Source organism: Serratia sp. EC4 (assembly GCF_059652115.1).
The window spans coordinates 108,271-126,933 of sequence record NZ_JBNIDE010000004.1 but is presented as its reverse complement, the minus strand read 5'-3'; the positions used below and the strand labels follow the sequence as shown (position 1 = coordinate 126,933).

Sequence of the window (18,663 nt, the reverse complement as noted above, 5' to 3'; positions counted from 1 at the left end):
ATGCGCCGTATTTTATCTGTCTTGCTGGAAAACGAATCCGGCGCCCTCTCGCGCGTGGTGGGGTTGTTCTCCCAGCGCGGTTACAACATCGAGAGCCTGACGGTGGCGCCGACCGACGATCCGACGCTGTCGCGCATGACTATCCAGACCGTCGGCGACGAGAAAGTGCTGGAGCAGATTGAGAAACAGTTGCACAAGCTGGTGGACGTGCTGCGCGTCAGCGAGCTGGTGCAAGGCGCTCACGTCGAGCGCGAGATCATGCTGGTGAAGCTGCAGGCCAGCGGTTATGGCCGTGAAGAGGTGAAACGCTGTGCCGACATTTTCCGCGGCCAGATCGTTGATGTGACGGCGACGCTGTATACGGTGCAGCTGGCCGGCACCAGCGATAAACTGGACGCCTTCCTGAGCGCGGTGCGTGAAGTGGCGGAGATCGTGGAAGTGGCGCGTTCCGGCGTGGTCGGCGTGTCGCGCGGCGACAAAATCATGCGCTGAGCGTGGTCTGGCGGCGAATAATTCGGGGCGCGGCGTGGCTGCGCCCTTTGTTTTTCGGTATTTTTTGCCCGATTGCTGGCACCTTTCGGCAAAAGCGGTTGCTAGGTAGTGTTTTCTGCTGTTAGATCGCAGAGGCTGGATTGAATAACCGTACGGGATGCCATGGTTAATCCGAGCACAGCCTTCACTTCTATTTTCAGCGTCATTAAGGGGTTAATGTGAAACTGGATGAAATCGCGCGTCTCGCGGGCGTTTCGCGCACGACGGCCAGTTATGTCATCAACGGCAAGGCGAAGCAGTATCGTGTCAGCGATAAAACCGTCGAGAAAGTGATGGCCGTGGTTAGGGAGCACAACTATCACCCGAATGCCGTCGCGGCAGGGCTGCGCGCTGGGCGCACCCGTTCTATCGGTCTGGTGATCCCGGATCTGGAAAATACCAGCTATACCCGTATCGCCAACTACCTGGAGCGTCAGGCGCGCCAGCGTGGTTATCAATTGCTGATCGCCTGTTCCGAAGATCAGCCGGACAACGAAATGCGCTGTATCGAGCATTTGCTGCAGCGTCAGGTGGACGCCATCATCGTTTCCACCGCCTTGCCGCCGGAGCACCCCTTCTATCAACGCTGGGCCAACGATCCGCTGCCGATCATCGCGCTGGACCGCGCGTTGGATCGCGAACATTTCATCAGCGTCGTCGGGGCCGACGAGGAAGATGCCTTTGCGCTGGCGCAGGAGCTGCGCACCTTCCCGGCTGAATCGGTGCTGTATCTGGGCGCCTTGCCGGAGCTTTCGGTCAGCTTCCTGCGTGAGCAGGGCTTCCGCCGGGCCTGGCAAGAGGATCCCCGCCACGTCGATTACCTGTATGCCAACAGCTATGAGCGTGAAGCCGCCGGCGCGCTGTTTGCCGAATGGCTGAAGACGCACCCGATGCCGCAGGCGCTGTTCACCACCTCGTTCTCGCTGTTGCAGGGCGTGATGGACGTGACGCTGAAGCAACGCGGCCGTTTGCCGACCGATCTGGCGATTGCCACCTTTGGCGACCATGAACTGTTGGATTTCCTGGAGTGCCCGGTGCTCGCGGTGGCGCAGCGCCATCGTGACGTGGCCGAACGCGTGCTGGAGCTGGTGTTGGCCAGCCTGGACGAACCGCGTAAACCCAAGCCGGGATTGACGCGTATTCGCCGCAATCTGTTCCGCCGCGGCAGCCTGAGCCGCAAGTAGTTTGCCTGGCAGGAGCCCCCGCGTTGGCGGGCTCCTGGTTTAGACGTAGTCCGCCACCCGGAACAGCCGCCGGCAGTATTCCAGGAAATAGCCATACACCACGCCCATCGCCATGGAGACCAGCGCATTGCTGGTTACCGCCGCCAGCATTTGTTGGCCGTCGGCGCCTACGCTCCATAGAATGGCGGCATAAACCGGCGACTGGAAGCTGACGTAGGCCAGCAGATCGGCGAGGTTGCGCAGCAGGAACTGGCCGCGCGGGCAGCGGCGCGCCGTGCGGATAAACAGATCGCGATAGCGGCCGTAAGGCCAGGCGATCAGGATGTTGACCGGGATCGACAGCAGGCGCGAAGAGAGGGATTGCTGGAAGCTCATGCCTGAGATCAACACTTCTATCGCCATGCCGGCGATAAAGCAGTACACCACCAGTGCGAACGTATCGGCAGCGGCGCTACGCCAGTGAGTCGCGGGCGAAAGCATGTGTCATCCCCTTCGGTTAAAATTCTGTTAATTTATTAATTGTTGGATGTTAAGGCTGGTTTTTTGCCTTTTTTATAGTGTACTAATCTGAATTGTCTTTTTTAACTAGGTTTATATTTTTATTTTTAACATTTGTTCGCTTTTTGTCCCGCAGAACTGGGGCATAGGATGGGGCGGAGAGATTAAAATCGGTGTTTTTAAATAAATCGATTAAAAACATAAGGTTGCGGTTTTTCGTTTTTGGAGGGGATTTTTTCCGGCAAAAATTGTGGAAATAAAGGTGTAAGAAAATGAAACCATAATTGTAAACAGGTATTTTGGGAATAATCTTACCAAATTGATTTGAATCGAAATTACTTCTGCTCGTAATATCCGAGCCATTTATTTTTATCGCGCCTTCATCACGGCGGTGCAAATTGAAGTAAAATAGCGCCCGGCTTTATGGTGAATAACGATTGAGCGTTATTAACTCAAGGGGTTATGGCCTTATTCCGCGATCGGTTCGCCTGGCGCCGAGCCTTGGCGGGCGCGGCTCGCCAGCGGTTACAGCCCTGAGATTGCCGAGCTGAAAAATGAGACATGGCTTGCAGAAGGAAGTAATGAGTTAATTAATCGCCAGTTCGTCAGGTTTTTAATCAGATTCTTTCCGCTTAGAAAATTCTCTCCGTTTATCATGGTGTTAATTTTTAATCGTCGAATAATCAGAGTTTCTTTCGCGAGTCAGCTCCCAAAATGACCAGAGAAATATTGCCAAAGCGCTGGCGCTCTGGCTTGACAAGGTTTTCATACCCTCCGTAAACTCCATTGTGTGGGAATTTGTGGGGTAAAGTGGTGAAAACGGTCACTAAGGGGTAGCTCAGGAATGTTCCGTGGAGCGACGATGGTCAACCTCGACAGCAAAGGGCGGCTCGCCGTACCTACCCGATATCGGGAATTGCTCAACGAGGAATCGCAAGGCCAAATGGTCTGTACCATTGACCTCCATCAGCCCTGCCTGCTGCTTTATCCTTTGCCCGAATGGGAAATTATTGAACAAAAATTATCACGTCTGTCGAGCATGAATCCCGCCGAGCGCCGCGTTCAGCGCCTGCTGCTGGGGCATGCCAGTGAGTGTCAGATGGATAGTGCCGGTCGTTTGCTGTTAGCCAGTACGCTGCGGCAACACGCCGGGCTCACGAAAGAAGTGATGCTGGTCGGTCAGTTCAACAAGTTTGAACTGTGGGATGAACAGACCTGGTATCAACAAGTCAAGGATGATATTGACGCTGAACAGTCGACTCAGGAACCGTTGTCTGAGCGGCTACAGGACTTGTCGCTATAAGCATGTTGGAAAACTATAAACACACCACCGTCCTGCTGGACGAAGCCGTCAACGGCCTCAACATCCGCAGCAACGGCATATATATCGACGGTACTTTTGGTCGCGGTGGCCATTCTCGTCTGATTCTGTCCCAACTGGGGCCGGAAGGGCGCTTGCTGGCGATTGACCGTGACCCTCAGGCGATTGCAGCCGCCAAATCTATTGAAGATCCTCGTTTTACCATCGTACACGGCCCATTTTCCGAGTTGTCGCACTATGTGCGGGAGCGCGAGCTGGTGGGCAAGATCGACGGCGTTCTGCTCGATCTGGGCGTTTCCTCGCCGCAGCTTGACGACGCGGAGCGCGGATTCTCCTTTATGCGCGACGGTCCGCTGGACATGCGCATGGATCCGTCCACCGGCCTGTCCGCAGCCGAATGGCTGATGAAGGCCGAAGCGGACGATATCGCCTGGGTGCTGAAAACCTTTGGCGAAGAGCGTTTCGCCAAGCGCATCGCGCGCGCCATCGTGGAAAGAAACCGCGTGGAGCCGATGACGCGCACCAAAGAGCTGGCGGATCTGATCGCCGATGCCAGCCCGTTCCGTGAAAAGCACAAGCATCCGGCGACGCGCAGCTTCCAGGCGATCCGCATCTATATCAACAGCGAGCTGGAAGAGATCGAGCGTGCGCTCGACGGCGCGCTGGAAGTGCTGGCCCCGCAGGGCCGTTTGTCGATCATCAGCTTCCACTCGCTGGAAGACCGCATCGTCAAACGCTTTATGCGTCACCACAGCCGCGGCGCTCAGGTGCCGGCGGGCATTCCGTTGACCGAAGAGCAGCTGCGCGGCATGGGCGGCCGGACGCTGAAAGCGCTGGGCAAAATGATGCCGTCGGAAGCGGAAGTGGCGGACAACCCGCGTGCGCGCAGCTCGGTGCTGCGTATTGCTGAGAGGATGCCCGCGTGATCGGCAACGAACGTCACGGTTTGGTCGGGGTGATTGGCGGCGATCTGCTGCGCAATGCCAAGATCCCCCTGATTTTACTGATTGCGTCACTGGTTTCCGCGATTTTCGTGGTGACTACCGCGCACCGCACCCGCCTGCTGACCGCCGAGCGCGAACAGTTGGTTCTGGAGCGCGATGCGCTGGATATCGAGTGGCGCAACCTGATTTTAGAAGAGAACGCCCTCGGCGATCACAGCCGGGTTGAACGTATCGCGACAGAAAAACTGCAGATGCAACACGTTGATCCATCGCAGGAAAATATCATCGTTAAACAATGAATGGTTTAACCGGAATAATGACACGGAGTAGAAAGGAAACGCATGAAAGCAGCGCGCCCCGGTAAGTTGAGACGCCAGGAAGATCAGGCCAGCTTTGTCAGCTGGCGTTTTGCGTTGCTGTGCGGCTGCATTTTGCTGGCGATGGTTGGCCTGATGTTGCGCGTCGCGTACCTGCAGGTCATCAACCCCGATCGTCTGGTGAAAGAAGGCGACATGCGTTCGCTGCGCGTGCAGGAAGTGCCGACCGCGCGCGGCATGATCAGCGATCGCGCCGGCCGTCCATTGGCGGTCAGTGTGCCGGTGAATGCGGTGTGGGCCGATCCGAAAGAGCTGAACGAGCGCGGCGGCATCACGCTGGACAGCCGCTGGAAAGCGCTTTCCGATGCGCTGAACATCCCGCTGGACCAGCTTTCCAACCGCATCAACGCCAACCCGAAAGGGCGCTTCGTTTATCTGGCGCGCCAGGTTAACCCGGCGATCGGCGATTACATTCACAAACTCAAGCTGCCGGGGATCTACCTGCGGCAGGAGTCGCGCCGTTACTACCCGGCGGGGCAGGTGACGTCGCACATCATCGGCGTGACCAACATCGACGGGCAAGGTATCGAAGGCGTCGAGAAGAGCTTCGACCGCTGGCTGACCGGGCAACCGGGCGAGAGAACGGTGCGTAAGGACCGCTTCGGCCGGGTGATCGAAGATATCTCCTCCGTCGACAGTCAGGCGGCGCACAACCTGGTGCTGAGCGTCGATGAGCGCCTGCAGGCGCTGGTGTATCGCGAGCTGAACAACGCGGTGGCGTTCAACAAGGCCGAATCGGGCACTGCGGTGCTGATCGACGTGAACACCGGCGAAGTGCTGGCGATGGCCAACAGCCCGTCTTACAACCCGAACAACATGGCCGGTACGCCGAAAGAAACCATGCGTAACCGCGCCATCACCGATATTTTTGAACCCGGTTCAACCGTGAAGCCGATGGTGGTGATGACCGCGCTGCAAAACGGCGTGGTGAGAGAAAACAGCGTGCTGAACACCATCCCGTACCGCATTCAGGGCCACGAGATCAAAGACGTGGCGCGGTACTCGGAGCTGTCATTGACCGGGATCTTGCAGAAGTCGAGTAACGTCGGTGTTTCAAAGCTGGCGTTAGCGATGCCGTCCTCAGCGTTAGTAGATACTTACTCTCGTTTTGGGCTGGGAAAAGCGACCAATTTGGGGCTGGTCGGAGAAAGCAGTGGCATATACCCAAAAAAACAACGGTGGTCTGACATAGAGAGGGCCACCTTCTCTTTCGGCTACGGGCTGATGGTAACTCCGTTACAGTTGGCGCGAGTCTATGCAACGATCGGCAGCCTGGGCGTGTATCGCCCATTGTCGATCACCAAGGTTGACCCTCCGGTCGCCGGCGAACGCGTTTTCCCTGAACCTCTGGTGCGCACCGTGGTGCACATGATGGAAAGCGTGGCCTTGCCGGGCGGCGGCGGCGTGAAAGCCGCCATCAAGGGATACCGTATCGCCATCAAAACCGGTACCGCGAAAAAAGTGGGCCCGGACGGCAAATACGTCAACCGATACATCGCTTATACCGCCGGCGTCGCGCCGGCAAGTAACCCCCGTTTTGCCCTGGTGGTCGTCATCAACGACCCGCAGGGTGGGAAATACTATGGTGGCGCAATCTCCGCGCCGGTGTTCGGCGCCATCATGGGCGGCGTATTGCGCACCATGAACGTCGAGCCTGACGCGTTGCCCTCCGGTGACAAAAGCGAATTAGTGATTAACAAGAAAGAGGGTTCAGGTGGCAGATCGTAATTTGCGCGACTTACTCGCCCCGTGGGTGCCGACGGCACCCGGGCGCGCGCTGCGGGAAATGACATTAGACAGCCGCGTGGCGGCTGCCGGGGATCTGTTTGTCGCCGTGGTCGGCCATCAAACGGATGGACGCCGCTATATTCCGCAGGCCATCGCGCAGGGCGTCGCCGCTGTGATCGCCGAGGCTGACGGTCAGGCCGAAGACGGCGCCATCGTTGAGATGCACGGCGTGCCGGTGATCTACCTGAGCCAACTGAACCAGCGCCTTTCCGCGCTGGCCGGGCGTTTTTACCATCAGCCGGGCGAGCGTCTGCGCCTGGTCGGGGTGACCGGCACCAACGGCAAAACCACCACCACGCAACTGCTGGCGCAGTGGAGCCAACTGCTGGGCGAAACCAGCGCGGTAATGGGCACCGTCGGCAACGGCCTGCTGGGCCAGGTGTGTCCGACGGAGAATACCACCGGTTCTGCGGTGGATGTTCAACACGTATTAAACGAGTTGGCGGAACAGGGCGCGACCTTCGCCGCGATGGAAGTCTCATCCCACGGTCTGGTGCAACACCGAGTGGCGGCGCTGCCGTTCGCTGCGGCGGTTTTCACCAACCTGAGCCGCGATCACCTGGATTATCACGGTGACATGGCCAATTACGAAGCGGCCAAGTGGTCGCTGTTCGCCGCCCACAACGTGGGGCAGGCGATCATCAACGCTGACGATGAAGTCGGCCAGCGCTGGCTGAGCAAGCTGCCGGATGCGGTAGCGGTGACGATGCAGGACAACCTGCAGCCGGGCTGCCACGGCCGCTGGCTGAAAACCACGGCGGTCGACTATCACGACAACGGCGCCACGGTTCGTTTCAGCTCCAGCTGGGGCGACGGCGAGATCGAAAGCCGCCTGATGGGCGCTTTCAACGTCAGCAACCTGCTGTTGGCCTTGGCGACGCTGCTGTCGTTGGGCTACCCGCTGGAGGCGCTGGTGGAAACCGGCAGCCGTCTGCAGCCGGTCTGCGGCCGCATGGAAGTGTTTAACGCGCCGGGAAAACCGACGGTCGTGGTGGATTACGCCCACACACCGGATGCGCTGGAGAAAGCGCTGGAAGCCGCGCGCCTGCACTGCCAGGGGCAGCTGTGGTGCGTGTTCGGCTGTGGCGGCGATCGCGACAAGGGCAAACGTCCGCTGATGGGCGGCATCGCCGAGCAGTTCGCCGATCGCGTGGTGATCACCGATGACAACCCGCGGACCGAAGAGCCGCGCGCGATTATCAACGACATCCTGACCGGATTGCTGGACGCCGGGCAGGCGCTGGTGATCCACGGCCGCGCCGAAGCGGTGACCAGCGCCATCATGCAGGCGCAGGAGCAGGATGTGGTGTTGGTGGCGGGCAAAGGCCACGAAGATTATCAGCTGGTGGGCAACCGCCGCCTGGATTATTCCGACCGCACGACGGTCGCACGGCTGCTGGGGGTGCTGGCATGATCCCTGTCTCTCTTCAGACACTGGCTGAGGTATTGAGCGCTGAACTGATCGGCGCCGATTGCCAAATTGTCGAGGTGACGACAGACACCCGCAAGGTGACCGCCGGTTGCCTGTTTGTAGCGCTGAAAGGCGAGCGTTTCGACGCTCACGACTTCGCGGCGGATGCCGTAGCCGCAGGCGCCGGGGCGTTGCTGGTCAGTAAGCGCTTATTGGTGGACGCGCCGCAGCTGGTGGTGAAAGACACCCGTCTGGCGCTGGGGCAGCTTGGCGCCTGGGTGCGTCAACAGGTGCCTGCGCGCGTGGTGGCCCTGACCGGCTCCTCGGGCAAGACATCGGTGAAAGAAATGACCGCCGCCATTCTGCGTGAATGCGGCGAAGTGCTGTATACCGCCGGCAACTTCAATAACGACATCGGCGTGCCGCTGACGCTGTTGCGTCTGGAGCCGCAGCATGATTTTGCCGTGATAGAGCTGGGCGCTAACCACATTGGCGAAATTGCTTACACCACCGCATTGACGCGTCCGCAGACCGCTTTGGTGAACAACCTGGCGGCAGCGCACCTGGAAGGCTTCGGCTCGCTGGCCGGCGTCGCCCAGGCGAAAGGTGAAATCTTTACCGGCCTGCCGGCCGACGGCGTGGCGATCATCAACGCCGATAACAACGACTGGCCGCACTGGCAGAGCATGCTGGGCGGCAAAACCGTCTGGCGCTTCTCGCCGCAGGCCGCCGAAGGCGTGGACTTCTTCGCGGACGACGTGCGGGTGAACGGCGCAGGCACGCAGTTTACGTTGCACAGCCCGTTCGGCACCGCCGAGATCGCGCTGCCGCTGCCGGGGCGCCACAACGTGGCCAACGCGCTGGCGGCCACGGCGCTGGCGATGTCGGTGGGCGCCACCCTTGAAGCGGTGCGTCAGGGGTTGAAGCAATTGCAGGCGGTGCCGGGGCGTTTGTTCCCGGTGGCGCTGGCCGAAGACAAGCTGCTGCTGGATGACAGCTATAACGCCAACGTCGGGTCGATGACCGCGGCGGCGCAGGTGCTGGCGGAAATGCCGGGCTATCGCGTGATGGTGGTCGGCGATATGGCCGAGCTGGGCGCAGAAGCGGAAGAGTGCCACCGTCAGGTGGGTGAAGCCGCCCGTCTGGCTGGGGTCGACAAAGTGATCAGCGTCGGCGGGTTGAGCCGCGTGCTGAGCGAAGCCTCCGGCAATGGCGAACATTATCAGGACAAGACAGCAGTGATCGCGCGCGTGGCGGAATTACTGTCGGAACATGCGGTCATCACCGTGTTAATCAAAGGTTCACGTAGTGCCGCAATGGAGCAGGTAGTACGCGCGTTACAGGAGAAAGCACCATGTTAGTTTGGCTGGCCGAGCATTTGGTCAAGTATTACTCAGGCTTCAACGTCTTTTCTTATCTGACGTTCCGAGCCATTGTCAGCCTGCTGACCGCGCTGTTCCTGTCGCTGTGGATGGGCCCGCGGGTGATCAAGCGTCTGCAAGAAATGTCCTTCGGGCAGGTAGTGCGTAACGACGGCCCCGAGTCGCACTTCAGCAAGCGCGGCACGCCGACCATGGGCGGTATCATGATCCTGACCTCCATCACCATTTCGGTGCTGATGTGGGCCTACCCGTCCAACCCGTATGTCTGGTGCGTGCTGTTTGTTCTGGTGGGTTACGGCATCGTCGGTTTCGTCGACGACTACCGCAAGGTGGTGCGTAAGGACACCAAAGGGCTGATCGCCCGCTGGAAGTATTTCTGGCAGTCGGTGATTGCGCTGATTGTCGCATTCGCCATGTACGCTGTAGGAAAAGACACGCCAGCCACCGAGCTGGTTGTGCCGTTCTTTAAGGACGTGATGCCGCAGTTGGGCTTGCTGTACATCTTGCTGGCCTATTTCGTCATCGTCGGCACCAGCAACGCGGTCAACCTGACCGACGGTCTGGACGGCCTGGCGATTATGCCGACGGTATTCGTGGCGGCCGGTTTCGCGCTGGTGGCCTGGGCGACCGGTAACATGAACTTCGCCAACTACCTGCATATTCCGTATCTGCGTCATGCCGGTGAGTTGGTGATCGTCTGCACCGCCATCGTCGGCGCCGGCCTCGGGTTCCTGTGGTTCAATACCTACCCGGCTCAGGTGTTTATGGGCGACGTCGGTTCGCTGGCGCTGGGCGGCGCGCTGGGCACCATCGCGGTGCTGCTGCGCCAAGAGTTCTTGTTGGTGATCATGGGCGGCGTGTTCGTGGTAGAGACGCTGTCGGTGATCCTGCAGGTGGGGTCGTTCAAGCTGCGCGGACAACGCATTTTCCGCATGGCGCCGATTCACCACCACTATGAATTGAAAGGCTGGCCGGAGCCGCGCGTGATCGTGCGCTTCTGGATCATTTCGCTGATGCTGGTGCTGATTGGCCTGGCAACGCTGAAGGTGCGTTAATCATGGCAGACTATCAGGGTAGAAAAATCGTCATCATCGGGTTGGGCCTCACCGGCCTGTCCTGTGTCGATTTCTTCATGGCGCGCGGCGTGACGCCGCGCGTGATGGATACCCGTATCGCGCCGCCAGGGTTGGACAAACTGCCTGAAAGCGTGGAGCGCCATCTGGGTGATTTGAATCAGGACTGGCTGCTGGCGGCGGATCTGATCGTCGCCAGCCCGGGCGTCGCGCTGGCGACCCCGGCATTGAGCGCCGCGGCGGAAGCCGGCGTGGAAATCGTCGGCGACGTCGAACTGTTCTGCCGCGAGGCGCAGGCGCCGATCGTGGCGATCACCGGCTCCAACGGCAAGAGCACCGTCACCACCCTGGTGGGCGAGATGGCGAAAGCTGCCGGTTGGGCGGTGGGCGTGGGCGGCAATATCGGCCTGCCGGCGCTGAGCCTGCTGCGCCAGGAATGCCAGCTGTACGTGCTGGAGCTGTCCAGCTTCCAGCTGGAAACGACCCATAGCCTGCGGGCGGCGGCGGCGACCATCCTGAACGTGACCGAAGATCATATGGATCGCTATCCGTTCGGCCTGCAGCAGTATCGCGGCGCCAAGCTGCGCGTGTATGAAAACGCCGCCGTGTGCGTGGTGAACGCGGATGATGCGCTGACCATGCCGGTGCGCGGCGCCGACGAGCGCTGCGTCAGCTTCGGCGCCGACGTTGGCGACTATCACCTGAACCGTCAGCAGGGGGAAACCTGGCTGCGGGTGCGCGGTGACAAGGTGCTGAATACGCGCGAGATGAAACTGACCGGCCGCCACAACTACACCAACGCCCTGGCGGCGCTGGCGTTGGCGGATGCGGTCAATATCCCGCGCGCGTCCAGCTTGAAGGCGCTGACCACCTTCACCGGCCTGGCGCACCGTTTCCAGCTGGCCTGGGAGAACAACGGCGTGCGTTGGATCAACGATTCCAAAGCCACCAACGTCGGCAGCACCGAAGCGGCGCTGAACGGCCTGCAGGTGGACGGCACGCTGCATCTGCTGCTGGGCGGCGACGGCAAGTCCGCCGATTTCTCGCCGCTGGCGCGCTATCTGCAGGGCGACAACGTGCGTCTGTATTGCTTTGGCCGCGACGGCGCCCAGCTGGCGCAGCTGCGGCCGGAAGTGGCGACGCTGACCGAGACCATGGAGCAGGCGATGCGCACCATCGCCGGCCGCGTACAGCCCGGCGATATGGTGTTGTTGTCGCCGGCCTGCGCCAGTCTCGATCAGTTCCGTAATTTTGAAGTGCGCGGCGATGAGTTCGCCCGCCTGGCGCAGGAGCTTGGCGGATGAAACTACGCTTGCCGAACTTCGGGCTGACAGAACGGCTGAAAGACTGGGTGACCGGCGCGCGCGACAACGACGCGGTCAACATGGTGCTGTACGATCGCACCCTGCTGTGGTTGACCTTCGGGTTGGCGATCATCGGCTTCGTGATGGTGACTTCGGCGTCGATGCCGATCGGCCAACGCCTGGCGGACGATCCGTTCCTGTTCGCCAAACGTGATGCGTTGTACCTCGGCCTGGCGTTCGGTCTGTCGCTGGTGACGCTGCGCATCCCGATGGAAGTTTGGCAGCGCTACAGCAACGTAATGCTGCTGATGTCGATCGTGATGCTGCTGATCGTCCTGGTGGTGGGGAGCTCGGTAAACGGGGCCTCGCGTTGGATCGCGCTCGGCCCGCTGCGTATTCAGCCCGCAGAGCTGTCCAAGCTGTCGCTGTTCTGCTACCTGGCGAGCTATCTGGTGCGCAAGGTGGAAGAGGTGCGCAGCAACTTCTGGGGCTTCTGTAAGCCGATGGGCGTGATGGTGGTGCTGGCGGTGCTGCTGCTGGCGCAGCCGGACCTCGGTACCGTGGTGGTGCTGTTCATCACCACGCTGGCGATGCTGTTCCTGGCCGGCGCGAAAATGTGGCAGTTCCTGGCGATCATCGGCTCCGGCGTGTTCGCCGTGGTGCTGCTGATTATCGCGGAACCGTACCGTATGCGCCGCGTGACCTCGTTCTGGAACCCGTGGGCCGACCCGTTCGGCAGCGGCTACCAGTTGACCCAGTCGCTGATGGCATTCGGCCGCGGTGAGTTCTGGGGGCAGGGGCTCGGCAACTCGGTGCAGAAACTGGAGTATTTGCCGGAAGCGCATACCGACTTCATCTTCTCCATTTTGGGTGAAGAACTGGGCTATATCGGTGTGGTTTTAGCCCTGTTAATGGTATTCTTCGTCGCTTTTCGCGCGATGTCCATCGGGCGCCGCGCGCTGGAGATCGACCAACGCTTCTCCGGCTTCCTGGCCTGCGCGATCGGCGTGTGGTTCAGCTTCCAGGCGCTGGTTAACGTCGGCGCCGCCGCGGGCATGCTGCCGACCAAAGGTCTGACGCTGCCGCTGATCAGTTACGGCGGCTCGAGCTTGCTGATTATGTCGACGGCGATCGTGCTGTTGCTGCGAATTGATTATGAAACGCGCCTGACCAAGGCTCAGGCGTTTGTGAAGAGGTAAGGGATGAGCGGGAAACCTAAGCGTTTAATGGTGATGGCAGGCGGTACCGGCGGGCACGTGTTCCCGGGGCTGGCGGTCGCGCATCATCTGATGGTGCAGGGCTGGCAGGTGCGCTGGCTCGGAACCGCAGACCGAATGGAAGCCGATCTGGTGCCGAAGCACGGGATCGAGATTGATTTTATCCGCATCTCCGGCCTGCGCGGCAAGGGCCTGAAGGCCCAGTTGACGGCGCCGCTGCGGATCTGGCAGGCGGTGCGGCAGGCGAAAGCCATTATGCGCAGCTATCAGCCGGATGTGGTGCTGGGGATGGGCGGTTACGTTTCCGGCCCCGGCGGCCTGGCGGCCTGGCAGTGCGGCATCCCGGTGGTGCTGCACGAGCAGAACGGCATCGCCGGCTTGACCAACCGCTGGCTGGCGCGCATCGCCGCCAAAGTGATGCAGGCCTTCCCCGGCGCGTTCCCGAACGCCGAGGTGGTGGGCAACCCGGTGCGTACCGACGTGTTGGCGCTGCCGTTGCCGGCGGAGCGGTTGCAAGGGCGCGAAGGCCCGATCCGTGTGTTGGTGATTGGCGGAAGTCAGGGCGCGCGCGTGCTGAATCAGACAGTTCCTGAAGTCGCGGCGCGTTTGGGCGATAGAATTACGCTCTGGCACCAGGTTGGCAAGGGCGCGCTGGAAACGGTGCTGCGCGACTACGAGAGGGTAGGGCAGACGCAGCACAAGGTGACCGAGTTCATCGACGACATGGCCGCCGCCTATGCCTGGGCCGACGTGGTGGTCTGCCGCTCCGGCGCGTTGACCGTCAGCGAAATCGCGGCAGCGGGGCTGCCGGCGATCTTCGTGCCGTTCATGCACAAGGATCGTCAACAGTACTGGAACGCACGCCCGCTGGAAGAAGCCGGCGCGGCGAAGATTATCGAACAGCCGCAGTTCAACGCCGATGTGGTGGCCGAACTGCTGGCGAGCTGGGATCGCAAGACGCTGCTGGCCATGGCCGAGAAAGCGCGCGCGGTCGCCATTCCGGACGCCACCGAGCGCGTGGCGGCGGAGCTGGTGCGGCTCGCCAGGTAACGAGTGCAGGGGTTCGGCGCGCCGAACCTGAATAAAAGCAATGTGATGTAGGGCCGGGGTACCGGATCCGGATTAGAGAGAGTGATGAATACACAACAACTGGCGAAACTACGTACTATCGTGCCCGAGATGCGTCGCGTCCGGCACATTCACTTTGTCGGCATCGGTGGTGCCGGCATGGGTGGTATCGCCGAAGTGTTGGCAAACGAAGGGTATCAGATCAGCGGCTCCGACCTGGCGCCGAATCCGGTGACCCAACAGTTGAGCGCGCTCGGGGCGACGATTTACTTCAATCACCGTCCGGAAAACGTGCTGGATGCGAGCGTGGTGGTGGTGTCTACCGCCATCTCCGCCGACAACCCGGAGATCGTCGCCGCTCGTGAAGCGCGCATCCCGGTGATCCGCCGCGCTGAAATGCTGGCGGAGCTGATGCGTTTTCGCCACGGCATTGCTATCGCCGGCACGCACGGCAAAACCACCACCACGGCGATGGTCTCGAGCATTTATGCCGAAGCCCGCCTGGACCCGACCTTCGTCAATGGCGGGCTGGTGAAGGCGGCAGGCACCCACGCACGACTGGGGTCCAGCCGTTATCTGATCGCGGAAGCGGATGAGAGCGATGCGTCGTTCCTGCACCTGCAGCCGATGGTGGCCGTGGTCACCAACATCGAAGCCGACCATATGGACACTTACCAGGGCGACTTCGAGAACCTGAAGCAGACGTTTATCAATTTCTTGCACAACCTGCCGTTCTACGGCCGTGCGGTGATGTGCATCGACGATCCGGTAGTGCGCGAGCTGTTGCCGCGCGTGGGTCGCCATATCACCACTTATGGCTTCAGTGAAGATGCCGACGTGCGCATCGAAGACTACCGGCAGATTGGGCCGCAGGGGCACTTTACCCTGAGCCGTCAGGACAAGCCGTTGCTGACGGTGACGCTGAACGCGCCGGGCCGCCACAATGCGTTGAACGCGGCGGCGGCGGTAGCGGTAGCGACCGAAGAAGGCATCGACGACGAAGATATCCTGCGCGCGCTGGCGGGTTTCCAGGGGACCGGGCGCCGCTTCGATTTCCTCGGCGAGTTCCCGCTGGAGCCGGTCAACGGCAAAGCGGGCAGCGCGATGCTGGTGGACGACTACGGCCACCATCCGACCGAAGTGGACGCCACGCTGAAGGCGGCGCGCGCCGGTTGGCCGGACAAGCGTCTGGTGATGATCTTCCAGCCGCACCGCTACACGCGTACTCGCGATCTGTATGACGATTTCGCCAACGTGTTGTCGCAGGTGGATGTGCTGCTGATGCTCGACGTGTACGCCGCCGGCGAAGCGCCGATCCCGGGCGCGGACAGCCGCTCGCTGTGCCGCACCATCCGCAGCCGCGGCAAGCTGGATCCGATCCTGGTTTCCGATGCCGATAGCGTGCCGGAAACGTTGGCGCAGCTGCTGCAGGATGAAGACCTGGTGCTGGTGCAGGGCGCCGGTAACGTGGGCAAAATCGCCCGTAAACTGGCCGAGCTGAAGCTGCAGCCGCCGAAGAAAGAGGAGGAGCACCATGGCTGATAAAGTTGCAGTTCTGCTGGGCGGCACCTCCGCTGAACGTGACGTTTCTCTGCAATCCGGCGCCGCGGTGCTGGCCGGGTTGCGCGAAGCCGGTATCGATGCGCACGGCGTCGATACCCGCGATTTCCCGGTGACCCAGCTGAAAGAGCAGGGGTTCACCAAAGTGTTTATCGCGCTGCACGGCCGCGGCGGCGAGGATGGCACCCTGCAGGGGCTGCTGGAGTTCCTCGAGCTGCCTTATACCGGCAGCGGCGTGATGGCCTCGGCGCTGACCATGGACAAATGGCGCACCAAGATGGTGTGGCAGTCGATGGGCTTGCCGGTGGCGCCTTACGTGGCGTTGAATCGCCAGCTGTACTTCGGCGCCGAAAAAGCGGCGCTGCTGGCGCGCGTGGCGGATCTCGGTTTGCCGCTGATCGTCAAGCCGAGCCGTGAAGGCTCCAGCGTCGGCATGAGCAAGGTCACCGAGAGCGCTGCGTTGGAAGCGGCGTTGGAAGAAGCCTTCCGCCATGACGACGATGTGTTGGTGGAGAAGTGGTTGAGCGGGCCGGAATACACCGTGGCGATGCTGGGCGACCAGGTGCTGCCGTCGATCCGCATCCAGCCGGCCGGCGTGTTTTACGACTACCAGGCCAAGTACATTTCGGACGATACGCAGTACTTCTGCCCGAGCGGTTTGAGCGCCGAGCAGGAAGCCGAGATGGCGGCATTGGCGCTGCGCGCCTACCGCGGTCTGGACTGCAGCGGCTGGGGCCGCGTCGACGTGATGCAAGACAGCGATGGCAGCTTCTATTTGCTTGAGGTGAACACCTCTCCGGGCATGACCAGTCATAGCCTGGTGCCGATGGCAGCGCGCCAGTTTGGATTAAGCTTCTCGCAGCTAGTGGCGAGAATTTTGGAGTTGGCCGACTGATATGTCGCAAGCTGCCCTGAATGCGCGCGATCGCGAGGTGGATAACGGCCCGCGCCGCAGCAATGGAACCCAGTTGGCGGGAATGATTTTCCTGCTGATGGTGTTGGGAACGGTCGTGTGGAGCGGTTGGGCGGTGCTTGGCTGGATGAAAGACGCCAGCCGCCTGCCGCTCTCAAGGCTGGTGGTGACCGGCGAACGCCACTACACCACCAACGATGATATTCGTCAGGCGATCCTGGCGCTGGGCGCACCCGGCACCTTTATGACGCAGGATGTGGACGTCATCCAGCAGCAGATCGAACGTCTGCCGTGGATCAAGCAGGCCAGCGTGCGCAAACAATGGCCGGATGAGCTGAAGATCCATCTGGTGGAGTACGTCCCGGTGGCGCGCTGGAACGATTTGCACATGGTGGACGCCGAGGGCAAAGCGTTCAGCGTGCCGGCGGAGCGGGCGGGCAAGCAGAAGTTGCCGCTGCTCTACGGGCCGGAAGGGAGCGAGCAGGATGTGCTGGAGGGCTATCGGGCGATGAGCGCCACGTTGGCGGCCAGCAAATATACGCTGAAAATGGCGGCGATGACCGCGCGCCATTCCTGGCAGCTGGCGCTGGACAACGATGTTCGGCTTGAGCTGGGGCGCGATGACCGCAACGGGCGTTTGCAGCGGTTTATCGAGCTTTACCCGGTATTGCAACAGCAGGGCCAGGCGGAGAGCAAGCGTGTCAGCTATGTCGATCTGCGCTACGAGTCCGGCGCTTCGGTAGGGTGGGCTCCGGTGTTGGTCGATCCGCAGGCGCTTGGCGGTCAGCAAAACAGTAATCAGCAACAGAATCAGGCACAGGCAAAACAACAATGATCAAGTCGACGGACAGAAAACTGGTAGTTGGACTGGAGATCGGTACTGCAAAAGTCTCCGCGTTGGTAGGGGAAGTTCTGCCCGATGGCATGGTCAACATTATCGGGGTGGGCAGCTGCCCGTCTCGCGGCATGGATAAGGGTGGCGTAAACGACCTGGAGTCGGTGGTGAAGTGCGTACAGCGCGCCATCGATCAGGCCGAGCTGATGGCGGACTGCCAGATCTCGTCGGTGTATCTGGCGCTGTCGGGCAAGCACATCAGCTGCCAGAACGAAATCGGCATGGTGCCGATCTCGGAAGAGGAAGTGACGCAGGACGACGTGGAGAACGTGGTGCATACCGCCAAATCGGTGCGAGTGCGCGACGAACACCGCATCCTGCATGTGATTCCTCAGGAATACGCCATCGATTATCAGGAAGGCATCAAAAACCCGGTTGGGCTGTCCGGCGTGCGCATGCAGGCCAAGGTGCATCTGATTACCTGCCATAACGATATGGCGAAGAACATCGTCAAGGCCGTGGAACGTTGCGGCCTGAAAGTTGACCAACTTATTTTCGCCGGTCTGGCCGCGAGCTACGCGGTGCTGACCGAAGATGAACGCGAACTCGGCGTTTGCGTGGTGGATATCGGCGGCGGCACTATGGATATGGCGGTGTACACCGGCGGCGCGCTGCGCCACACCAAAGTGATCCCTTACGCCGGGAACGTGGTCACCAGCGACATCGCTTACGCCTTTGGCACGCCGCCGACCGACGCGGAAGCGATTAAAGTTCGACACGGTTGTGCGCTTGGGTCGATTGTTAGCAAGGATGAGAATGTAGAGGTGCCTAGCGTCGGGGGACGTCCTCCGCGCAGTCTGCAAAGACAGACGCTGGCTGAAGTCATTGAGCCACGCTACACCGAACTGTTGAATCTGGTTAACGATGAAATTTTGCAATTGCAGGAGCAACTGCGTCAGCAAGGGGTGAAGCATCATCTGGCGGCAGGTATCGTGCTGACCGGTGGCGCCGCCCAGATTGATGGCCTGGCAGCCTGTGCGCAACGGGTGTTCCACACTCAGGTACGCATCGGCCAACCCTTGAACATCACAGGTCTGACGGATTATGCGCAGGAGCCTTACTACTCGACGGCGGTAGGTTTGCTGCACTATGGAAAAGAGTCTCACCTGAGCGGTGAGACGGAAGTAGAAAAACGCGCCTCGGTGGGCAATTGGTTTAAACGCATCAATAGCTGGCTGAGAAAAGAGTTTTAATGTT

Annotated in this window: 17 protein-coding genes; 16 read left to right on the top strand and 1 reads right to left on the bottom strand. The window is 60.7% G+C overall.

Translation table 11 applies throughout. The features are described 5' to 3' along the window. On the top strand, positions 1-492 hold the full coding sequence (gene ilvN, locus ACP39K_RS14095; protein ID WP_004932806.1) for an acetolactate synthase small subunit: 492 nt from the start codon (positions 1-3) through the stop codon (positions 490-492). 218 nt (positions 493-710) lie between these two features. Beyond that, entirely contained in the window at positions 711-1,715 is a 1,005-nt protein-coding gene (gene cra, locus ACP39K_RS14090; protein WP_016929094.1) for a catabolite repressor/activator, read from the top strand. A gap of 39 nt (positions 1,716-1,754) precedes the next feature. Here the strand turns inward: cra and ACP39K_RS14085 are convergent, their stop codons facing one another. Beyond that, entirely contained in the window at positions 1,755-2,195 is a 441-nt protein-coding gene (locus tag ACP39K_RS14085; protein ID WP_004932798.1) for an L-alanine exporter AlaE, read from the bottom strand. Between the two features lie 862 nt (positions 2,196-3,057). Here ACP39K_RS14085 and mraZ point away from each other — a divergent pair. The 14 genes from mraZ (at position 3,058) to ftsA (ending at position 18,659) form a co-directional block, all read left to right on the top strand. After that, positions 3,058-3,516: a division/cell wall cluster transcriptional repressor MraZ gene (mraZ, locus tag ACP39K_RS14080; protein ID WP_004932796.1), complete on the top strand. Its 459-nt coding sequence runs from the start codon at positions 3,058-3,060 to the stop codon at positions 3,514-3,516. Between the two features lie 2 nt (positions 3,517-3,518). After that, entirely contained in the window at positions 3,519-4,460 is a 942-nt protein-coding gene (gene rsmH, locus ACP39K_RS14075) for a 16S rRNA (cytosine(1402)-N(4))-methyltransferase RsmH (protein WP_004932794.1), read from the top strand. Continuing rightward, positions 4,457-4,777: a cell division protein FtsL gene (gene ftsL / locus ACP39K_RS14070; RefSeq protein WP_015376645.1), complete on the top strand. Its 321-nt coding sequence runs from the start codon at positions 4,457-4,459 to the stop codon at positions 4,775-4,777. The genes rsmH and ftsL overlap by 4 nt, the downstream gene beginning before the upstream one ends. A gap of 42 nt (positions 4,778-4,819) precedes the next feature. Continuing rightward, positions 4,820-6,583 carry a peptidoglycan glycosyltransferase FtsI gene (locus ACP39K_RS14065; RefSeq protein ID WP_197836138.1) on the top strand — a complete coding sequence of 588 codons (1,764 nt, stop codon included), beginning with the start codon at positions 4,820-4,822 and terminating at the stop codon, positions 6,581-6,583. Continuing rightward, positions 6,570-8,057, top strand: a complete 1,488-nt coding sequence (murE, locus tag ACP39K_RS14060) for a UDP-N-acetylmuramoyl-L-alanyl-D-glutamate--2,6-diaminopimelate ligase (protein ID WP_060444862.1) — start codon at positions 6,570-6,572, stop codon at positions 8,055-8,057. Before ACP39K_RS14065 ends, murE begins: the two co-directional genes overlap by 14 nt. Next, on the top strand, positions 8,054-9,415 hold the full coding sequence (gene murF / locus ACP39K_RS14055; RefSeq protein WP_028127855.1) for a UDP-N-acetylmuramoyl-tripeptide--D-alanyl-D-alanine ligase: 1,362 nt from the start codon (positions 8,054-8,056) through the stop codon (positions 9,413-9,415). Before murE ends, murF begins: the two co-directional genes overlap by 4 nt. Then, positions 9,409-10,491, top strand: coding sequence for a phospho-N-acetylmuramoyl-pentapeptide-transferase (gene mraY / locus ACP39K_RS14050; protein WP_004932782.1), 1,083 nt, complete (start codon positions 9,409-9,411; stop codon positions 10,489-10,491). Before murF ends, mraY begins: the two co-directional genes overlap by 7 nt. A gap of 2 nt (positions 10,492-10,493) precedes the next feature. Further along, positions 10,494-11,813 (top strand): UDP-N-acetylmuramoyl-L-alanine--D-glutamate ligase, encoded by a 1,320-nt coding sequence (murD, locus tag ACP39K_RS14045; RefSeq protein ID WP_060444864.1) that lies wholly within the window; start codon positions 10,494-10,496, stop codon positions 11,811-11,813. After that, complete coding sequence (ftsW, locus tag ACP39K_RS14040) at positions 11,810-13,012, top strand: cell division protein FtsW (protein ID WP_015376649.1); 1,203 nt, start codon at positions 11,810-11,812, stop codon at positions 13,010-13,012. Before murD ends, ftsW begins: the two co-directional genes overlap by 4 nt. A gap of 3 nt (positions 13,013-13,015) precedes the next feature. Next, a complete protein-coding gene (murG, locus tag ACP39K_RS14035; protein ID WP_497008594.1) occupies positions 13,016-14,080 on the top strand; it encodes an undecaprenyldiphospho-muramoylpentapeptide beta-N-acetylglucosaminyltransferase in 1,065 nt (354 codons plus the stop codon). 84 nt (positions 14,081-14,164) lie between these two features. Then, positions 14,165-15,640 carry a UDP-N-acetylmuramate--L-alanine ligase gene (gene murC / locus ACP39K_RS14030; protein WP_028127852.1) on the top strand — a complete coding sequence of 492 codons (1,476 nt, stop codon included), beginning with the start codon at positions 14,165-14,167 and terminating at the stop codon, positions 15,638-15,640. Further along, positions 15,633-16,553 (top strand): D-alanine--D-alanine ligase, encoded by a 921-nt coding sequence (locus ACP39K_RS14025; protein ID WP_048794657.1) that lies wholly within the window; start codon positions 15,633-15,635, stop codon positions 16,551-16,553. Before murC ends, ACP39K_RS14025 begins: the two co-directional genes overlap by 8 nt. Before the next feature lies 1 nt (position 16,554). Continuing rightward, positions 16,555-17,406 (top strand): cell division protein FtsQ, encoded by an 852-nt coding sequence (gene ftsQ / locus ACP39K_RS14020; protein ID WP_004932761.1) that lies wholly within the window; start codon positions 16,555-16,557, stop codon positions 17,404-17,406. Next, positions 17,403-18,659 carry a cell division protein FtsA gene (gene ftsA, locus ACP39K_RS14015; RefSeq protein WP_004932758.1) on the top strand — a complete coding sequence of 419 codons (1,257 nt, stop codon included), beginning with the start codon at positions 17,403-17,405 and terminating at the stop codon, positions 18,657-18,659. Before ftsQ ends, ftsA begins: the two co-directional genes overlap by 4 nt. The last annotated feature ends 4 nt before the right edge of the window (positions 18,660-18,663 follow it).

Coding starts and splice junctions, on each gene's coding strand:
- rsmH (WP_004932794.1), top strand. CDS start 3,519: ATGTTGGAAAACTATAAACACACCACCGTCCTGCTGGACGAAGCCGTC.
- ftsQ (WP_004932761.1), top strand. CDS start 16,555: ATGTCGCAAGCTGCCCTGAATGCGCGCGATCGCGAGGTGGATAACGGC.
- mraY (WP_004932782.1), top strand. CDS start 9,409: ATGTTAGTTTGGCTGGCCGAGCATTTGGTCAAGTATTACTCAGGCTTC.
- murC (WP_028127852.1), top strand. CDS start 14,165: ATGAATACACAACAACTGGCGAAACTACGTACTATCGTGCCCGAGATG.
- mraZ (WP_004932796.1), top strand. CDS start 3,058: ATGTTCCGTGGAGCGACGATGGTCAACCTCGACAGCAAAGGGCGGCTC.
- ACP39K_RS14025 (WP_048794657.1), top strand. CDS start 15,633: ATGGCTGATAAAGTTGCAGTTCTGCTGGGCGGCACCTCCGCTGAACGT.
- murD (WP_060444864.1), top strand. CDS start 10,494: ATGGCAGACTATCAGGGTAGAAAAATCGTCATCATCGGGTTGGGCCTC.
- ACP39K_RS14065 (WP_197836138.1), top strand. CDS start 4,820: ATGAAAGCAGCGCGCCCCGGTAAGTTGAGACGCCAGGAAGATCAGGCC.
- ftsA (WP_004932758.1), top strand. CDS start 17,403: ATGATCAAGTCGACGGACAGAAAACTGGTAGTTGGACTGGAGATCGGT.
- murF (WP_028127855.1), top strand. CDS start 8,054: ATGATCCCTGTCTCTCTTCAGACACTGGCTGAGGTATTGAGCGCTGAA.
- murG (WP_497008594.1), top strand. CDS start 13,016: ATGAGCGGGAAACCTAAGCGTTTAATGGTGATGGCAGGCGGTACCGGC.
- ftsW (WP_015376649.1), top strand. CDS start 11,810: ATGAAACTACGCTTGCCGAACTTCGGGCTGACAGAACGGCTGAAAGAC.
- ilvN (WP_004932806.1), top strand. CDS start 1: ATGCGCCGTATTTTATCTGTCTTGCTGGAAAACGAATCCGGCGCCCTC.
- ACP39K_RS14085 (WP_004932798.1), bottom strand. CDS start 2,195: ATGCTTTCGCCCGCGACTCACTGGCGTAGCGCCGCTGCCGATACGTTC.